Origin of the sequence: Mesorhizobium sp. ISC11 (assembly GCF_037162595.1) — a bacterium.
GTDB classification, from domain to species: Bacteria; Pseudomonadota; Alphaproteobacteria; order Rhizobiales; family Rhizobiaceae; genus Mesorhizobium; species Mesorhizobium ciceri.
Map to the genome: position 1 here is coordinate 186524 of NZ_JAVSPW010000002.1, position 17907 is coordinate 204430.

The following is a 17907-nucleotide window of genomic DNA, read 5'->3' on the forward strand; positions in this document are numbered from 1 at the left end:
CCGAACGGTTACGCGGCCGCGCCGAGGGCACGGCCGCGTCCGTTTCAGAACCAGACGTCGCTGAGGCGATGGCCGCGTGGATAAGGGTCTGTCGGGTCGAGGCCATATTGGCCAATACTGGTGATCCAGGCTTGTCCAGCGATGGTGACCACGACCGCGTCGCGGTCGCCGACGTGCGCATTGGCGATCACGCGGGAATCGAAATGGGTCCCGATGATCGACCTGTTGCGGAACAGCTCGCCTTTGGCGATCTGGCCCTTTGCCGACATCACCGCCAGTCGCCCGGTGGTGCCGGTGCCTGTCGGCGAGCGGTCGAGCCTGCCATGCAGGCATACCGTGCCGTTGATGCTTTCCACGCGCCCGTCGACGCGCTCGATCGGACCTTCGAAAATCACGTTGGACACATCGCGGATCTTCGGGTTCTCCGGATGCACGACAACGAGCTGCTCGTTGACGGCTTTCTTGATGCGTTGGCCGATCAGCGACATCTGGTGTGCCTCGTCGGGTTTGACAGCGAACCCTAGTGCGCGCGCATTGACATGGGCGAAAGTCATGCCGCCATAGGAGGTGTCGACGGTGATCGTACCGAGCCCCTCGACTTCGACTGGCGTGTCGAGGTGGACTGCGAAAGCCGGCACATTGGTGAACTCCACCTGCTTCACCTTGCCATTCTCGCAGAGGCAGCGCACCTCGATCATGCCTGCGGGTGCCTCCATGCGCAGCCGCGTCTCGGGTTCCTTCATAGGCACCATGCCCGTCTCCAGCGCCACGGTGGCGACGCAGATGGTGTTGGAGCCCGACATGGGCGGGTATTCAGTGCTTTCGAGGATCACATAGCCGAGGTCGGCCGAGCGATCGCAGGGCGGCAGGATGATGTTGGCGTTGACGTAGGGCGCGCCGCGCGGCTCGAAGAGGACGAGCCCGCGTATGTCATCCATATGCTCCTGGAGATATTCTTTCTTTTCGAACATGGTCTTGCCGGGCACGTCCATGACGCCGCCGGTGATCACATTGCCGACCTCGCCCTCGGCATGGCAGCCGACGACCGTGAATGTTCTTGACCAGCGCATTTTTTCTCCCTTTCCCCTTGATGACCAAATCTGAGTGAGGCGGACGGATCACCTCAAACGCCGCCGAGTCCTTCTTCAAGAAATCGATCGAGTTGTTCGATCTCCTTGGCCGAGAGGCTGATGCCGTTACTCTCCGATGCTGCTCGGGCAATGAATCGCCGCTGCGAGGGCAGGCGCGCGCCCTGGCCAAGGATCGCCTCGAACAGAGCTTCCGCACGTCCCAGCGGGTTACCGGGACGGCTTGCGGAAAAAGCCTGCGGCGAAAAGGCGATGATCAGCTCTCCATGCGATGGATAAAGCGTCGTGGTGCCGAGCAGATCGAGCGCCTCGGGGCTGGTCAGGTCGCCGATCATGATCCCGGCGAGCAACTCGATCATCGTCGCGATGGCGGAGCCCTTGTGACCGCCGAAGGGAAGCATGGCGCCCGCCAGGGCAGCTTCGGGATCGGTTGTTGGCCTGCCGTCAGAATCCATGGCCCAGCCTTCCGGCAGCTTCTGGCCTGCCCGGCGGTGGAGCTCGATCTCGCCGCGCGCGGCAACCGAGGTAGCGAAGTCGAAAATATAAGGCTGTCCGTCGCGCGGCCAACCAAAGGCAAACGGATTGGTGCCCAGCAACGGTCCGTTGCCACCGGTCGGAGCGACCGTGGCATAGCTCGGGCACATGGCAAGGCCGGCAAGGCCTGCCTGCGACAAGGCTTCGACCTCCACCCAAAGGGCGGAAAAATGAACGGCATCGTTGATTGCGAGCGCGGCGATACCGCACGAGCGTGCCCGTTCGACCAGCACCGGCAGACCCAGTTCGAAGGCTGGGTTGGCGAAGCCGTGCTTCGCATCCACTTTGACGATTGCCGGCGCGCCTTGCGACAACAACTCGGGCACCGCGTTCGGGTTTACCTTCGCGGCCTTGATCGTCCGCAGGGCGCCTTCGATCCGGTAGACACCATGCGATTTGCAGGCGTCGCGTTCCGCCGCGACGATGACCCTTGTGATGGCGCTGGCCTGGATGGGGTTCACTCCGGCCTTGCGGAAAATTGCATCGACGCGCTCATGCAGGGCATCGATGGTGAGAACGGTGCTGGTCATTTCTGGCCTTCGGGTTTGGCTGCGCGAATGCAGGTGCCGTTAAAAATCCAGACCACCGGCAAAGGCTCTCAAATCCTGTGCAAGCAAAGCGGGCTGTTCGAGGGCTGCGAAATGACCACCGCGCGGCATCGCTGTCCACTGGCGGATGTCCTTGAAGACGCGCTCGACCCAGCTCCTTGGCGGCATCGGCAGCTCTTTGGGAAACAACGCCACCGCAAGCGGGACGTGGATCGCCGTGCCGGGCGCGAATGCAAGCGGACTGGCGCGCGTTTCCCAATAGAGCCGCATCGACGAAGCGACGGTCCGGGTGAACCAGTAAAGCGAGATGTCGGCGAGCATGTCGTCGCGCGAAAATGCGGCGTTGGCCAGATCGCCATCGCAATCGCTCCAGTCGCGGAATTTTTCGATCATCCAGGCTGCCAGTCCGACCGGCGAATCCGTCAGCCCGTAGGCAAGCGTTTGCGGACGTGTGCCTTGAATATGAGCATAGGCGCCGTGAAGGTCCGCCCATCCGGCTTTCCGTTCCAGGAAGGCGCGTTCTTCCGGCGTCAAGTCACCATCCGGGCTTGCATCGTGAGGCGGTGAGAATGAGCCGGGGATGAAATTCAGATGCACGCCGGCGAGACTGTCTGGATGTGCGTGCGCCAGACAGGTCGACACGCTGGCGCCCAGATCGCCACCTTGCGCGAGATATCGCTTGTAGCCGAGACGGCTCATCAATTCAGCCCAAAGGTCGGCAACGGCAAACAGGTTGAGACCAGGCCTAGTCGGCCGGCTCGAAAAACCATAGCCGGGAATCGACGGAACCACGACGTTGAAGGCATCCTCCTGTCTTCCGCCATGCGAAAGCGGGTCGGTCAGAAGCGGGATCAGCTCATGAAATTCGAAGACGCTGCCTGGCCAGCCATGGGTGAGTATGACCGTTCTGCCGGTCGCAACAGCGGCGCGTGCATGGATGAAATGGATGGTTTGGCCGCCAATATCCGTCTGGTAGTGCGGATGGATGTTCCAGGCGGCTTCCTGCTTGCGCCAGTCGAAGCCGGTGCACCAGTGCTGCATAAGCCGCCGCAGTTCCTCGTGCTCCGTTCCTTGCGCCCAGCCTATTGCCTGCAACTGGTCCGGCTCGCGCCAGTTCGAGATGCGCTTCCTCAAATCGTCGATTTCGGACTGGGCAATCTCGATGGTGAAGGGACGAATTTTCATGGAGCCCTCTGCTCGCCGGCCATGAGGTTGCGGGCGGCGATAAAGTCGCGACGTCGCTGCCTGTTCGCGCGAAGCGCTTCCGTCGACGCTTCGATCGAGACTGCTGAGAAACGCAGGCGCGCGCCGACCGGCGCTTGTGCGAGCCGCCACAGGTCGGCTTCGATCACCGTAGCGATCTTCGGATAGCCGCCGCACGTGTTGGCATCGGCAAGTTGGATGATTGGCTGGCCGGACGGTGGCACCTGGACAGTGCCGGGTACGATGCCGTGCGACAGCAATTCCATCGGTGACACGAGCGAGAGCGTCTCTCCGGAAAGGCGATATCCCATCCGGTTGGCGTCGTTGGTGATGCTCCATTCGCTTCCGGTGAAGGCTGCCTGGGACTCAGGGGTGAAGGCGTCGAACTCGGCTGCCGGCAGAACCCGCAACTCGATTGCCGAGGCCAAGCCGTCTGCCGCACCTCGTCGCTCCTCCAGCGCCGCGCCGATGCCGCCCGCGGGGAGGCGGCATTGCGCCGGGTTGAGCGCAAGCCGGTCACCGCGTGACAGGCCGCGTCCGCCGAAACCGCCGAAACCGCCTTTCACATCCGTCGCGCGCGAGCCCATGACGGAAGGCAGATCGAGCCCGCCGGCAAAGGCGATGTAGGAGCGAGCACCAACGCGTGGTGCTTCAAGGACAAGGGTCTCGCCGGCGCGGATCGTCATGGCCCACCAGGGCGGGCAGGGCCGGTCGCCGACGCTGACGGCACAGTCCGCGCCGGTGACGGCGACGGCGGTGTCGATATGCGCGCGCAGCCGGAACGGATGAAGCGCGACCTCGATCCCGGCGGCCGAGGGATCATTGCCCAGCATTAGATTGGCGATCGCCAGCGCCTGCTTGTCCATGGCGCCACCATGGCTGACCCCCAGGGCCAGATGACCGGGCCGGCCGAGATCCTGGACCGTGTTCGGCAAGCCGGTGGTGAGGATCTCGATCATGCCTCGATCCCTGCGATTTCGAATCGGATCTTGTCTCCAGGCCTGAGCAGCACGGGCAATTCCGCTTCGGCGTTGAACAGCTTCACGTCGGTATGGCCGATCATGTGCCATCCGGACGGCGCAGTCATCGGCATGACGCCCGCCTGCGCACCGCCGATTATGACGGCGCCCTCAGTGACCTTCAGGCGAGGCGTGCTGCGCCTTGCCCAGGCAAGCCGTGGGTCGAGACCGGACAGATAGGGAAAGCCCGGCATGGCGCCGATGGCGGCGACGGTGTAGGCGGCTGCCGCGTGGCGCCTGACGGTCTCGTCGACAGACAGGCCGCAATGCGCAGCCCAGCCGGCGAGGTCCTCGCCGCGCGAGCCGCCATAGCTGACAGGAATAGTATGATGCGTGCCGGTCACCGCATGGGCATCGGTGCTGGTCCAGAGCGACATCAACTGATCGCCGACACTGTGGGCGTCCGTGGCGAGCGGGTCAAACACCACCAGCAGGTTGTTCATGCCGGGAACGGTCTCGCGCACCCCTTCGAGGCTCAGCGCAGCATTCGCTACCGCCCAGACCAGCTCCTGGGTGGCATCATCGAAAGCCCCCTGCGCCCCGTCGAGCAGCAGCGCGGCCGATCCCGCAAGACTGATGTGGGGCGTACCGACAACCATTGGCGGTCAGTCCTTCACCGGCATCGTATAATTCAGGATCAGGCGGCCGCCATCCGGATAGATGGTCTGGCCGACAATGTAGGAGGCGTCGTCGCTGGCCAGGAAGGATGCGACGCTGGCGATCTCCGAAGGTTCGCCACAGCGGCCGCTCGGCGTGCGCGACAGGATGGTCTGACGCTGCGCTTCGCTGGCCATGACCGAGCTCTTGACCATGTCGGTCAGGATGGTGCCGGGGCCGATGGCGTTGACGCGAATGTTATGCGGAATCAATCCGACGGCCATCACCGCCGTCAACTGCTTGATGCCACCCTTGGACACGGCATAGGCGACGGAATTGGGAATGGCCAGGATGGCGTTGATCGACGACATGTTGATGATCGAGCCGCCGCGTCCCTGCGCGATCATGGCCCTTGCCGCGGCCTGCCCGAGAAGGAAGGGCGCCTTGAGATTGACGCGCTGAACCAGGTCGAAGGCTTCCTCGGGGAAGTCAACGAAATCGTCCAGATGGATGATGCCGGCATTGTTGATGAGGACGTCGACACCGCCGAATCGCTCCGCGGCCTTGGCAACAACATCGGCTGCCATCTCCTGGGTGCATTCGGAGAGATCCGCCGATAGCCAGGCGGCACGCTCGCCAAGACGTTCGGCATGCTCGCGTCCGCGATCGGCCTGCACGTCGACAAGCACCACCTTGGCGCCATCGGCATGAAAGCGCTCGGCGCAGGCAAGGCCCAGGCCTTGTGCCGCCCCGGTGACGATCACGACTTTTCCTGCGTGCTTCACAACCCAATCCCTTTTCACAATCATGGCATTTATGGATATGTTATCCAATCTATCTTGAACTTTGACGCCATTGCAAGTCCGAATGGGAGGAGCGGTTGGGCCATTCTGGCCATCACTGCGCCATTTCCAGGTCGATCTGGCTTTTTTCTGCCGACCATCGCAAGGTCGGTTGACTCCACCGAATTAAGTGTGATTGGATACTATATTCATAATAGGTGCCGACGACGAGGAGTGCAGGCGATGGCGGATGGATCACAGGAAAGCGAACTGATCGACGCGTTCCGCGCTCTTGCGACGCCGTTGATCAGCGACAATCTCGCTCGTGTTCCCGGCGCTGTCGGGTTGCGGCCGTTTCATCGGGTGAGCGGCGTCATGGCGGGGAGAGCGCTGACGGTCAGGACTCGTCCCGGGGACAACCAGTTCATCCATCGTGCGCTCGATCTGTTGCAGCCAGGCGACGTCATTGTCGTCGACGGCGGTGGCTATGAGGGGCGCGCACTGGTCGGCGAGATCATGACAAGTGTCGCGGCTTCGCGCGGCGCCGCAGGCATTGTCATCGACGGCGCCATTCGCGATGCCGGTGCCATCGGCCGCAATCCGTTCCCATGCTTCGCGCGGTCGGCCATCCATCTCGGACCTTACAAGGATGGTCCGGGAGCCATAAATGTTCCGGTCTGCATAGGCGGCATGGTCGTCGGTCCAGGCGACATCGTCGTCGGCGACGAAGATGGCGTCGTGGCATTTCCAATGGACGGTGCCGCGACCTTGCTGGCCGCCGTCCGGGCGCAGGAAGCACGCGAGGCCGAGATCATGCAGAGCATCCAGGAGAACCGCTATCAGGGAGCCTATGCCCGGGCTTCCAGCGGCAGTCACTGATCGGCGGATCAGGAGCCTGCCGGTGAGAAATCGCATGGCAGGCTGGCGATCTTGCTCAACAAAACCGCTCCGCAACTAACCGAGGGGCGAAACAATGCATTTCGGGCACGCCGCCTGGATGCGCCAACAGGGGAAATGGAGAGAATTAATGGTTGTTTCCTTCAAGAGGCTTGCCAAGAGGCTGGCTTGTGCGACCGCCCTTGCCGGGCTGGCTATGACCACGATGGCAGCGGCTGCCGATATAAAGATCGGCATCGTGGCTCCCATGACTGGCCAACTGGCCAGTGAAGGGCAGGATATGGAGAACGCCGTGAAGATGGCGATCGACGCCGTCAACGCCAAAGGTGGCGTCAACGGCGACAAGATCATCACCACGACCGCTGACGACGCCTGCGACCCGCAGCAGGCGGTGACCGCAGGCAGCAAGCTTGTCTCGGAAGGCGTGACCGCCATCGTTGGCGGCTACTGTTCGGGTGCCGTCTTGCCGACATTGAAGATCTACGGCGACGCCGGCATTCCGTTCGTCATCATCGGAGCGAACTCGACCAAGCTGGTCGCCGCCAATCAGGGTAATGCCTTCCTCGCCAATTCGACCGGCGACATGCAGGCGACTACAGCGGTGGAGCTCTTCAAGAAGAACGGCTACAAGAAGATCGCGGTCGTGGACGAAGGCGATGCCTATTCATCCGACCTGGCCAAGCTGACCGCCGAAGCCTTCAAGGGCGCAGGCGGCGAAATTGCCGCCAAGGAGACCACCACGGCCGGCGAGCAGGACTATTCGGCGGTCGTCACCAAGATCAAATCAAGCGGCGCCGACGCTGTCTTCTGGACCGCCTACCATGCCGGCGGCGCACTGCTCACCAAGCAGCTTCGGCAGGCCGGTTTCCAGGGCGGCATCGTGCTGGGCGACGGCAACAATTCGCCGGAGTATCTGGAAATCGCCGGGTCGGCCGGTGAGGGCGTGTATCTGTTGTCTCCGCCGACCGTCGACCTCTTGTCCGGCGCCGCCGACTTCAAAGCCAAGTACAAGGAAACCTATGGTCGTGACGCCGGTGCCTATGCAGCTCTCTCGTATGATGTGGGCGACCTAATCGCCGATGCCATCACGCGGGCCAAGTCGGCGGATCAAAAGGCGATCATCGAGGCCCTCAAGGCGAGCGACTTCAAGGGCCTTGCCGGCGAAATCAAGTTCACCGACAAGAACACGCTCCAGACCTCGAACTTCCGCCCGGTGATCGCCAAAGGCGGCAAGTGGGTGGTTGTCGAATAAAGGCTAATCGGATTGATGCCGGGGCGGCCCTTGTGGCGGCCTCGGCGTCATCGCCGATTATCTGGCGCGCCGACGCTGCGCCCAGACGAGACTTTTTCAATTCTGCCCCAGGAGCATCAATGACGCTCGACCTGCTTATTCAGCAACTGGTGAACGGTCTTATCGTCGGCTCGTTCTATGCCCTGATCGCGCTCGGCTACAGCATGGTCTTCGGCGTCATCAAGCTCCTGAATTTCGCCCATGGCGACATCTACATGAATGGCGCCTTTGTCGGCCTCATTGTGTTTTCCTTCGTCGGTATCTGGGCCGGTAATGGCTGGCTGGGCGTGGTCTGCGCCCTGCTGGTGTCGATGCTGGTCGTCGGCTTGCTCGGCGTCGTCATCGAACGTTTCGCCTATCGGCCGATGCGCAATGCGCCGCGCCTCTCAATCCTTATCACGGCGCTCGGCGCCTCAATGGTGTTGAACGGCACGGCACTCGCCCTGACTGGCGGGCGGCACTATGCCTTCAACACGGATCTCGGTTTTGCCGGCATCGACATTTCCACCGTTCACATCACCTACACGCAGGTGGTGCTGGTGGCCGCCTCGATCGCTCTTATGACCGGGATGCAGGCCTTTGTCTCACGCACCATGTACGGCAAGGCGATGCGCGCCGTGTCCATCGACATGGGGGCGAGCCGCCTGATGGGCATCGATGTCGACCGGGTGATCGCACTGACCTTTTTCATGGGCTCGGCGCTCGCGGCCGGCGGCGGGGTCATGGCCGGCGCGTACTATGGCAGTGTTCATTTCTTCATGGGTTTCATCATGGGGCTCAAGGCCTTCACGGCAGCCGTCATAGGCGGTATCGGCAGCGTCCCAGGCGCCATGCTCGGCGGCTTGCTGCTCGGCCTGCTCGAGGCTTTCGGTTCTTCATTGCCCTTCGTCGGATCGGAGTGGCGTGACGTCTTCGTTTTCGGGACCCTGATCCTGTTCCTTGTGTTCAAGCCGACCGGCCTTCTTGGCCGCTCTGTCGTGGAGCGGGTATGATGATCGACGAAGTGAGAACCATGCCGGCCGCCGGGCAACCGCAATTGATGCGCTGGTCCGTCGTGCTGCCCGGCCTGGCGGCACTCGCCGTCGCGCTGGTGTTGCCGCAGTTCGCCAACGCCTACGTGACGGAGGTGGCGACCACGGCGCTGCTCTATGTCGTGCTGTGCCTCGGCCTCAACATTGTCGTCGGCTATGCCGGCCTGCTCGACCTCGGCTACGCCGCCTTCTTTGCGGTTGGCGCCTACACGTCAGGCATCCTGACCGCGGAATTCGGGTTCAATTTCTGGCTCACCATACCGGTCGGCATGGCGGCGGCCTGCGTGGCCGGCATCATTATTGGTGCGCCGACCTTGAGGCTACGCAGCGACTATCTGGCGATCGTGACGCTGGGCTTCGGCGAGATCGTCCGCATCATCGCCCGCAACCTCGACATCACCGGTGGCGCGAGTGGCCTCATCGGTATCGAGCGGCCGGAGATCTTCGGCTTCAGGCTGATGCAGGTGCAGCATTTCTATTATGCGTTCCTGGTGCTGGCGCTGCTCACCGCCTTCGTCTGCCTGAGCGTCGAGCGGTCACGAATGGGACGAGCCTGGTTGTACGTTCGCTATGATGAGGACGCCGCCGCCGGCATCGGCATCAACCGTGTCACGGCCAAGCTGCAGGCCTATATGATGGGCGCGGTGATCGCTTCGGTTGCCGGGTGCCTCTACGCCGCCAAGATGACGGCCATCTCGCCGGAGAGTTTCACCTTCAACCAATCGCTTCTCATCCTGCTTGGCGTCGTCCTGGGCGGCATGGGCCGCATTCCAGGCGTCGTCCTGGGCGCCATTCTCGTGGCCCTGCTTCCGGAAGTGCTGCGCGGGGCGGGCACCTATCGTCCCCTGGTGACTGCGGTTGCGTTGCTGGCAATCATGCTCTTCAGGCCGAACGGACTGTGGCCGGACAAGCGGGTTTGACCATGGCCTTGCTGGAAGTCCGCGATCTGCGCCTGAGTTTTGGAGGACTGAAAGTCCTTCACGATATTTCGTTCTCGGTTGAGAAAGGTGCCATCAACAGTCTCATCGGGCCGAACGGCGCCGGCAAGACGTCGCTCTTCAATTGCCTGACCGGCTTCTACAAGCCGAAGGGCGGCTCGATCAGCCTGAGCGGCCGGCCAATTACCGGTTTGCCGCCGCATCGCATCACCGCGCTCGGGCTCGCCCGTACCTTTCAGAACATCCGGCTGTTCAAGGAGATGAGCGTTCTTGAAAACGCCATGTCCGGCCAGCACTGCCGCAGCCGCCACGGGATTGTGTCGGCGATCCTGCACTTGCCGGCACAGCGGCGCGAGGAGGAGGCGATCCGCGCGATCGGCATGCGCTGGCTCGGTTTCGTCGGCATCGAGCAGCATGCGCATCGCCGTGCGGGTGGTCTTTCCTATGGCGATCAACGGCGGCTAGAACTCGCAAGAGCCCTGGCCTCGGCGCCCGAGCTCATCCTGCTGGACGAGCCTGCCGCCGGCCTGAACGAGCGCGAGAAGCTGAACCTCATACATCTGATCCGCCGTATTCGCGATGAGACCGGCGTCACCGTCCTGCTGATCGAACACGATATGGGGCTGGTCATGCAAGTGTCGGAAAAGATCGTCGTGTTCGACTACGGTCAGAAGATCGCCGATGGTGCGCCGGAGGCCGTCCGCGCGGACCCCAGGGTCATCGAAGCCTATCTCGGCAGGGAGGATTGATGGACTCCGAGATTGTTCTCAGCGCGGACCGTATCGTTGCCCGCTATGGCGCCATCGAAGCGCTTCATAGCGTCAGCCTTTCGGTCAAACGCGGTCAGATCGTCGCCCTGCTTGGCGCGAACGGCGCCGGCAAAAGCACGGTACTGCGCACGCTGTCCGGCCTCATTGCGGCGTCCTCTGGAAATGTCCGCTTCCTGGGCGAGGACATAACCAAGGCCCCGGCCCATCGGCTGCCGCATCGCGGGCTCGTCCACGTCCCGGAGGGTAGGCGTATTTTCGGCGACATGACGATCAAGGAGAACCTTGACCTCGGCTCGTTTACGCTTGCCGACGAAGCCGAGCGCCGGCGGCGGCTGGATCACGTTTTTGAACTCTTTCCCATTCTGGCGCGCAGAAAGAATGGCGATGCAAGGAACCTCTCTGGAGGAGAACAGCAGATGCTGGCGATCGGCAGGGCCTTCATGGCCGCGCCCAAAGTGCTCCTGCTCGACGAGCCGTCGATGGGCTTGGCGCCGCAATTGATCAAGGAAGTCATGAACATCGTGCAGCGCCTCAACCGCGAAGGCGTGACCATCCTGCTTGTGGAACAGAACAGCAAAGTCGCCTTGAAACTCGCCGACTACGGCTATGTTCTCAAAGCCGGGCGCGTTGTTCTTGAGGGACCCGGCAGCGAACTCGCGAGCAATGAAGCGGTCATCAGCGCCTATTTGGGCGGCGTCGCTACGTAGCTGGCAAAGCCGCCAACACCCGGATTCTACAAATGATACCACCCGTCTTTCTTCGACAAATAGCCGTGGGGAAGGACTTGGCACTCTAAGCCGGTCTGGAGATCTTGGCTTAGCCGTTGGCGCCGATACCTACGATGGCATCTTCTTTAAGGCAGGCTGCGGCTCGCAAAGGCCGCAGCAGTTTCGAATATGGTAGGGGTGGGGTTTTGAACCCCCGAAGGGAAACGTGTTTGTCATCAAGCAGTTGGCTCGGCATGCTCAGTCTCCTGCGGGCTATCTGGACGTTTGCAGCCAGCGTACGGCCAAGCAATACTGATCAAAATCTCAACATCGCCCTGCAAATTGCGCAAGGATAGCAAATATGCCCAATGAAATTGTCAAATCGGTCAATATTCGATGATCGGCAGCGACATCGCAAAATATGCCCCCGATGCGCTCGACCGGGCAATCATCGCCCATCTGAGGGTAGACGCGCCTCGCTGGCAAAACTTGCCGAAGCCGTGGGCGTCGCGAGAGGCACGATCCAGAACAGGCTCGACCGGCTTCTGGCCACGGGAACCCTCATGGGCTTCACGGTCCGCGTGCGGGAGGACTACGACGACAAACTCAGTCCATGCCGTCATGATGATTGAGGTCGTCGGCAAATCGACGACACAGGTGAACCGCAAACTGCGCGGTCTTCCCGAGGTGCGCGCCTTGCATACGACGAACGGCAACTGGGACCTCGTCGCCAATATTCGTGCGGCGAATCTGAGCGACTTCGACCGCGTGCTGCGAGAGGTCCGGATGATTGAAGGCATTGCGAACAGTGAGACGAGCCTACTCTTGAGTAGCGTATAATCAGTGGTCCTTGCTGGCCGATACACCCTGAACCCGAAACAGTGACCAAGTGGCGCGCAATCGGACCAAAACGGCCGATGCGTCGATGGGAGCCAAGGCGCCCTAGAACGCGGTGCTGACACCGGCCGATGGCATTCCGCCAGAAGACAAACGGTCGGGGCGTGTCATCCGATCACGCGCACCATCGATATGGGCCATCATCGCAAAAGCAGCACGTTCAGGATCCTGAAATTGGATTGCGGCAAGGATGCGCTGGTGTTCGTTTATTGTGACCTGTTTGACCTTCGGATCATGGCTCGCGGATCTAGCCACGCGGATGGATTCGCGTAGCAGACCTCCCAGATATGCGAGAAAATCGACGTAAAAACCATTGTGACACGCGGCAGCTATGCTCTGGTGAAACATGATGTCGGCCGTGACGCCTTCCTCGCTCCAATCCTCTGATGCAAGCATGGCATCATGAGCTGCATGCAAATTGGCAAGGTCTTCTTCCGAGCGGCGCGCCGCCGCCAATCTGGCCGCACTGACTTCCACGGGCTGCCGCAGCTCCAAAAGTTGTAAGACAACATTGGGATCAAACGCATGATTGATGTCCACCTTGAACGACTTTTTGTCTGACAAATTTTGCACATAAAGGCCGCTTCCCCGTAGGGATCGCACCAAGCCATCGGCTTTCAGTTGCGAAATGGCCTCTCTGACGACGGGCCTGCTTACCTGAAACTGCCGTGCGAGTTGCAACTCGGTCGGCAGGCGGTCGCCGGAACGGAAGGCCCCTTGCGCGATCCGGCCGTTAATAAATTCAACAATTTCGTTTGCGATTGAGTGGGTTACGCCCCTTGCTCCGGTTGTCGCAGTGGTCATCGTTGCGGTTCTCCATTCTCCACCACGCTACACTAAGCCCGCCAATCAACAATATGTCTTACAAAAATAGTTGTCTTACATATTGGGATAAGGTAAGCGGTCTCCATGCAGCATCGTGCGAGCGTGCACGCCCCGGCTGCCTGGAGGAGGACCCAATGAAAATCACCCGCAGGAATTTTACCGTAGCCATGTTGGCTGCGTGCGCAGCTTCGGCAGCGCTGCCCGGCTTCGTCAAGGCACAGGATGGAAAGGCAATTGCAATCTTGTTCGATAGTCTGCAGTCGCCGTTTTGGGTCACAAGCTTCGCGGTGCTGAAGGAGAAGGCCGCCGCCGCCGGTTGGACGCCGCTCGAGGCGATTTCGAACCTCGACGACAGCAAGCAGTTCGAGCAGGTTCAGTCGATGCTGCAGCGGCAGGTCGATGGCATCATCATCGTCCAGACCGATTCGAATGCAGTGATCCCGGCCATCCGCGAGGCCAACAAGGCTGGCGTGCCGATGGTACACTTCAACCGTCCGCCGGCAAAGAGCGACGCGAAGTCCGTTGCGATCCAGGCCGACAACAAGGAGATCATGAAGTCCACAGTGCAAGCGCTCGTCGACATTGCCAAGGCCAAGGGCGGAAAGTATCAGGCGGCGATCCTGATCGGCGATCTCGGCGACCAGAATGCAGTCCAACGCAGGGACGGCTTCTTCGAAGTGGTCGAGCAGTACAAGGATATGATCGAAGTCGTCGCCCGCATTTCCACGGAATGGAACGCTGACAAGGCGTTTGCCGACCTCACCAACGCTTTGCAGGCAAACCCCGGCATCAACTTCCTGGTGACCTCGTCCGACTTCCTGATCCCGCAGATCAGGCAGGCGCTTACCGTCGCCGGCAAGTGGAAGAAGTCCAATGAAGAAGGGCATGTCCTGTTTGCCGGTTTCGATGGTGACGAAGGCCAGTACCAGGCTCTTTCCGAAGGTTATATGGATGTCGGTGGCGTGCAGGATTTGTTCTTTGAGGCGGATCTCGCCATCAATGCGATCAAGAAAATCAGGGCTGGCGAACAGGTCGACGCGCTTCTGCTTGATCCAGGCTTCGTGCTGACGCAGGCAACCCTGGAGGCCGACCGGGATCGCTCTTGGGGCTATACGGTCTGGAAGGCACAGAACTAACCTCCTGTGCGCGGTGGCTAGGCCACCGCGCTCTTCAAGGATTTGCAATGTCAGTCATCTCGCCTAGCGGGGCCCCAGCCGCAGCTGGCCGCCTGTCGCTCGCCACGCTGCTGCGCCGCATCGTCCTGTCGGACTATCTGGTGTTGCTCCTTACGGTCGCATACGTGCTTTGTCTCTGGCCCTACGTTCCCGCAATCGTCAGTTGGGCCACCGCACGTGAAGTTCTGATTGCCATGATACCGCTGTTCATCCTGGCCGTTGGGCAATCCTTCGTCATGGTGATTGCCGCCATCGATCTGTCGGTTACCTCGATCGCAGCTCTCGCGAGCGTCGTCGGCGCGTCGATCATGACGGGGCAGGGCGGATATCTTGCCGGCAGCCTTATGGCAACACCGGTGGCATTGCTGGCATTCTTCGCTGTCGGGCTCGCTTTCGGAGCGGTCAACGGCTTGCTCGTATCGCGTGTCCAGATGCCGCCCTTCATGGTCACGCTTGTGCTGCAAATGTTTCTGTCGGGTGCAGCTATCTGGTACACGTCGCTGCATTCCGAGGCCGTCAGCATCGGCGAGCTGCCGCGCAGTTTCGTCGAGATCGGCAGCGGCAGTTTTCTCGGTATACCCTATGCCATCATCATCGCTGGTGTCGTTGCGCTTAGCGCGCACTGGATTCTGAGCCGAACAATCTTCGGCCGCTGGCTTTACGCCGTCGGCACCAATCCGCGGGCCGCGCTCGTTTCGGGGGTCCCAGTCCAGAATGTCATTTTCTTCGCGTTCGTAATCAGCGCCTTGTGTGCCGTCATCGCTTCAATCGTCTACACGGGCAGGCTTGAAACAGGTACTCCAGTCCTTGCCCAACGTGTGTTGCTTGACGCTATCGGCGCGGCGGTCATCGGCGGCGTCAGCCTGTTTGGCGGCAAGGCGAAAATCTTGGGCGTGCTCTTTGGGGTCCTGTTTCTGGCGGTGGTCGACAAGGGTATGCAGTTGCTCGGCCTTTCGCAATCCGTCGTATTCGCGGTGAAGGGCGGCGTCATATTGCTCGCGGCATTGCTTGACGCCCTGCGCAATTATCTGCTGGTGGAGAGCGGACGATGACGGCGGCGACGGCAGTTTCACATCGCGCGCTTCTTGAAGTCAGCGGTCTTTCCAAGCGGTTTTTTGGCGTGGAGGTGCTCAAGCAGGTGAGTTTTTCGGTGGGCGAAGGCGAGGTCGTCGGGCTGATCGGAGAGAACGGCTCGGGAAAATCGACGACAATGAACCTGATCAACGGCACATTGAGGGCCGATGGCGGAAACATGGTAATACAGGGGCGACCCTATAGCCCGCAAAATGCCCATGATGCCACGGTGGCGGGAATCGCGTTGATCCACCAGGAGCTCAACCTTTTCTCCAATCTCTCCGTGGCCGAGAACCTGTCGATCAAGTCATTTCCGCGCAGGTTCGGTCGCCTGCCGTTCATCGACCGGAGGGCGGTGTTTACTGCAGCGGCGGACTTGCTCGCCGAAGTGCAGCTCGATGTCGATCCGCGCACGCCGGTAAGTCTTCTAGCGCCCGGAGAGCGCCAGCTGGTGGAAATTGCCAAGGCATTGGCCCTAAAGCCACGCCTGCTGATCTTCGATGAGCCCACGACCTCCCTGACAGCACGCGAATCCGAAAGGCTATTTGCACTGGTCGAACGTTTGCGCGCCAAGGGAATGGGGATGATCTATGTCAGCCACATTCTAGAGGACGTTAGACGGCTTTGTTCGAAGATCGTTATCCTACGCGATGGGAGGATGGCAGACGGGGCGCCAACCTGTGAGATGGATATTTCACGCATGGTCCATGGAATGCTGGGCCGCCCGGTAGACGAGTTATTTCCAGTGCGCTCGCCAAGTCGTATCCAGCCAACGCTGGCATTGGAAGTCAATGCCCTGACACGTCCAGGCCAGGTTAAAGACATTAACATCCGTGTGGCGCGCGGAGAGGTGGTTGGTCTTGCCGGCCTGATGGGATCCGGACGTTCCGAAACCGCGCGATCGATCTTCGGCCTCGACCTGATCTCCGCCGGCGAGGTGCGCATTGGCGGTCATGTCGTCGAGCCGCTGTCGCCGATCAGATGCATGGCGGCGGGCGCTGCCTTCCTGACGGAGGATCGGCGCGGCGACGGGCTGCTCATGCCGGAATCCATAGAGCGGAATGTCGAACTGGCTTATCTTTCGGACCTGCCCGCCGGGCCCTTGTCTACGGTGCCAGTCAAGAAGGTTTCCGGGGCTACGGCGGACTTGGCACGTTCCATGCACATCCGTGCGCACAACCTTGACAGTCAGCCGGTGCAAAGCCTTTCGGGGGGGAACCAACAGAAGGTCGTCCTAGCCAAATGGCTGCTGCGGAAGCCGAATCTGCTCATCCTCGACGAGCCCACCCGCGGCATTGATATCGGCGCCCGCAGCGAAATCTATCTTCTGATCGAGCAGCTTGCCGCCCACGGAACCGGTGTCCTGATGATCTCGTCCGATATGGATGAACTGTTCGGAACCTGCGACCGCATCCTGGTCATCGCGCACGGCGAGATCGTCAGCGCTTTTGACGGACCAGACTATTCGAGAGCTGAAGTGCTTGCGGCAGCAATGCGGCCGCAGGCGGGAGCACATTGATGAATTTCAAGCAAAGACTTTTGTTGAACCTGTTGCGCGGCGCGCCGGTGTTGTTGTTTGTCGCGATCGTCACTGCGCTGTCGACGACGGTGCCGCGCTTCCTGGACGGTCCAAACTTCGTCAACATCCTCTCCCAATCGTCCCACATCGCGATTATAGCAATCGGCATGACATTCGTTCTGCTGATCGCCGGCATCGATCTTTCGGTTGGCGCTTCGATGTATGTATCGGCCTCTATTGTCGGGGTCTATTTCTCCGGCCTCCCGGTCTACCTTGCGCTGCTGATGGCAGCGCTGCTCGGGGCTGCCTTCGGTACTGTCAATGCCATCCTGATAGTCTATTTCCGGATCACGGCGTTTGTGGCGACGCTTGCCACGCTGTTCATCGGCCGGGGACTGGCCCTCTATCTCTCCGAGACGAAGATGGTGTTTGCTTCCCCGGCCGTGCTCGGCTTTGGACAAGGCGGATGGTGTGGAATATCCTTGGCCATCTGGCTGCTGGCGGCCATCGCGCTCGCCGCCTTTCTGGTGGAACGCTCCACGCCATTCGGCCGCTATATGTTTGCGATCGGCTCGGATGGCAACGGAGCAATCAAGGCTGGCCTTCCGGTCAGGCGCGTAACCTTCAGCGTCTATGTGCTGTGCGGACTGCTGGCCGCAGTCGGAGGTTTCGTGTCGTTCAGCCAGACGGCCGTCGCCTCCTCGACCTTCGGGCTGCAGAAGGAATTCGCGGTGGTCGCAGCGGTCGTGCTTGGGGGTACAAGTCTGTTCGGCGGGCGCGGCGGCGTGCTGGGGTCGCTGTTCGGCGCGGTGCTCATCCAGACGGTGCAGAACGGCCTCGTGCTGATGAACGCCAACCCCTATGCCTATCCGATTGTCGTCAGCACGATCATTTTCCTCGCCGTCCTGATCGACAGTGTCCGAACCGGGCTGCTTCACAGATTGACGCAACGCCGGATCCGGATCGAGCCCCATGCGCGGGCGCGGACCTCCGCCGCAAACTGAATGGTGAT

17 protein-coding genes and 1 pseudogene are annotated in these 17907 nt (G+C 61.1%); 11 read left to right on the top strand and 7 right to left on the bottom strand.

Features of this window, described 5'->3' with window-relative positions:
- Positions 1–44: 44 nt before the first annotated feature.
- Genes RPF88_RS32000 through RPF88_RS32025 form a run of 6 tightly spaced genes read right to left on the bottom strand, consistent with a single transcriptional unit; the run spans position 45 to position 5774 of the window.
- Positions 45–1070, bottom strand: a complete 1026-nt coding sequence (locus RPF88_RS32000) for a proline racemase family protein (protein WP_013893963.1) — start codon at positions 1068–1070, stop codon at positions 45–47.
- Positions 1071–1123: 53 nt separating this feature from the next.
- A complete protein-coding gene (locus tag RPF88_RS32005) occupies positions 1124–2152 on the bottom strand; it encodes an Ldh family oxidoreductase (RefSeq protein ID WP_013893964.1) in 1029 nt (342 codons plus the stop codon).
- A gap of 39 nt (positions 2153–2191) precedes the next feature.
- Positions 2192–3355, bottom strand: coding sequence for an epoxide hydrolase family protein (locus tag RPF88_RS32010; protein WP_337124058.1), 1164 nt, complete (start codon positions 3353–3355; stop codon positions 2192–2194).
- A complete protein-coding gene (locus RPF88_RS32015) occupies positions 3352–4332 on the bottom strand; it encodes a biotin-dependent carboxyltransferase family protein (RefSeq protein ID WP_337124059.1) in 981 nt (326 codons plus the stop codon). Before RPF88_RS32015 ends, RPF88_RS32010 begins: the two co-directional genes overlap by 4 nt.
- Positions 4329–4991, bottom strand: coding sequence for a 5-oxoprolinase subunit PxpB (gene pxpB, locus RPF88_RS32020; protein ID WP_337124060.1), 663 nt, complete (start codon positions 4989–4991; stop codon positions 4329–4331). Before pxpB ends, RPF88_RS32015 begins: the two co-directional genes overlap by 4 nt.
- A gap of 6 nt (positions 4992–4997) precedes the next feature.
- Positions 4998–5774: an SDR family NAD(P)-dependent oxidoreductase gene (locus tag RPF88_RS32025; protein WP_337124061.1), complete on the bottom strand. Its 777-nt coding sequence runs from the start codon at positions 5772–5774 to the stop codon at positions 4998–5000.
- Positions 5775–6014: 240 nt separating this feature from the next.
- Here RPF88_RS32025 and RPF88_RS32030 point away from each other — a divergent pair, with 240 nt between their 5' ends.
- The 7 genes and pseudogenes from RPF88_RS32030 to RPF88_RS32060 all read left to right on the top strand — a co-directional run bounded on the left by RPF88_RS32030 (position 6015) and on the right by RPF88_RS32060 (position 12245).
- Positions 6015–6650: an RraA family protein gene (locus RPF88_RS32030; RefSeq protein ID WP_337124062.1), complete on the top strand. Its 636-nt coding sequence runs from the start codon at positions 6015–6017 to the stop codon at positions 6648–6650.
- 148 nt (positions 6651–6798) lie between these two features.
- Entirely contained in the window at positions 6799–7920 is a 1122-nt protein-coding gene (locus RPF88_RS32035; protein WP_337124063.1) for a branched-chain amino acid ABC transporter substrate-binding protein, read from the top strand.
- Between the two features lie 119 nt (positions 7921–8039).
- On the top strand, positions 8040–8951 hold the full coding sequence (locus tag RPF88_RS32040; protein WP_337124064.1) for a branched-chain amino acid ABC transporter permease: 912 nt from the start codon (positions 8040–8042) through the stop codon (positions 8949–8951).
- Positions 8948–9910 (top strand): branched-chain amino acid ABC transporter permease, encoded by a 963-nt coding sequence (locus RPF88_RS32045; RefSeq protein WP_337124065.1) that lies wholly within the window; start codon positions 8948–8950, stop codon positions 9908–9910. The genes RPF88_RS32040 and RPF88_RS32045 overlap by 4 nt, the downstream gene beginning before the upstream one ends.
- Positions 9911–9912: 2 nt before the next feature.
- A complete protein-coding gene (locus RPF88_RS32050; RefSeq protein ID WP_337124084.1) occupies positions 9913–10677 on the top strand; it encodes an ABC transporter ATP-binding protein in 765 nt (254 codons plus the stop codon).
- Positions 10677–11405 (top strand): ABC transporter ATP-binding protein, encoded by a 729-nt coding sequence (locus RPF88_RS32055; RefSeq protein WP_337124066.1) that lies wholly within the window; start codon positions 10677–10679, stop codon positions 11403–11405. Before RPF88_RS32050 ends, RPF88_RS32055 begins: the two co-directional genes overlap by 1 nt.
- 396 nt (positions 11406–11801) lie before the next feature.
- Positions 11802–12245 (top strand): annotated as a pseudogene (locus RPF88_RS32060) (Lrp/AsnC family transcriptional regulator).
- Positions 12246–12347: 102 nt separating this feature from the next.
- Here the strand turns inward: RPF88_RS32060 and RPF88_RS32065 are convergent.
- The gene (locus RPF88_RS32065) at positions 12348–13106 is read right to left on the bottom strand and encodes a FadR/GntR family transcriptional regulator (RefSeq protein WP_337124067.1); all 759 of its coding nucleotides are present in this window, start codon (positions 13104–13106) and stop codon (positions 12348–12350) included.
- A 155-nt stretch (positions 13107–13261) separates the two neighbouring features.
- Here RPF88_RS32065 and RPF88_RS32070 point away from each other — a divergent pair, with 155 nt between their 5' ends.
- From RPF88_RS32070 to RPF88_RS32085, 4 genes are all read left to right on the top strand, one after another.
- A complete protein-coding gene (locus RPF88_RS32070; RefSeq protein ID WP_337124068.1) occupies positions 13262–14263 on the top strand; it encodes a sugar ABC transporter substrate-binding protein in 1002 nt (333 codons plus the stop codon).
- Positions 14264–14403: 140 nt separating this feature from the next.
- Positions 14404–15354 carry an ABC transporter permease gene (locus tag RPF88_RS32075; protein ID WP_337124069.1) on the top strand — a complete coding sequence of 317 codons (951 nt, stop codon included), beginning with the start codon at positions 14404–14406 and terminating at the stop codon, positions 15352–15354.
- Complete coding sequence (locus RPF88_RS32080; protein ID WP_337124070.1) at positions 15351–16895, top strand: sugar ABC transporter ATP-binding protein; 1545 nt, start codon at positions 15351–15353, stop codon at positions 16893–16895. Before RPF88_RS32075 ends, RPF88_RS32080 begins: the two co-directional genes overlap by 4 nt.
- Positions 16895–17899 carry an ABC transporter permease gene (locus RPF88_RS32085; protein ID WP_337124071.1) on the top strand — a complete coding sequence of 335 codons (1005 nt, stop codon included), beginning with the start codon at positions 16895–16897 and terminating at the stop codon, positions 17897–17899. Before RPF88_RS32080 ends, RPF88_RS32085 begins: the two co-directional genes overlap by 1 nt.
- Positions 17900–17907: the final 8 nt, after the last annotated feature.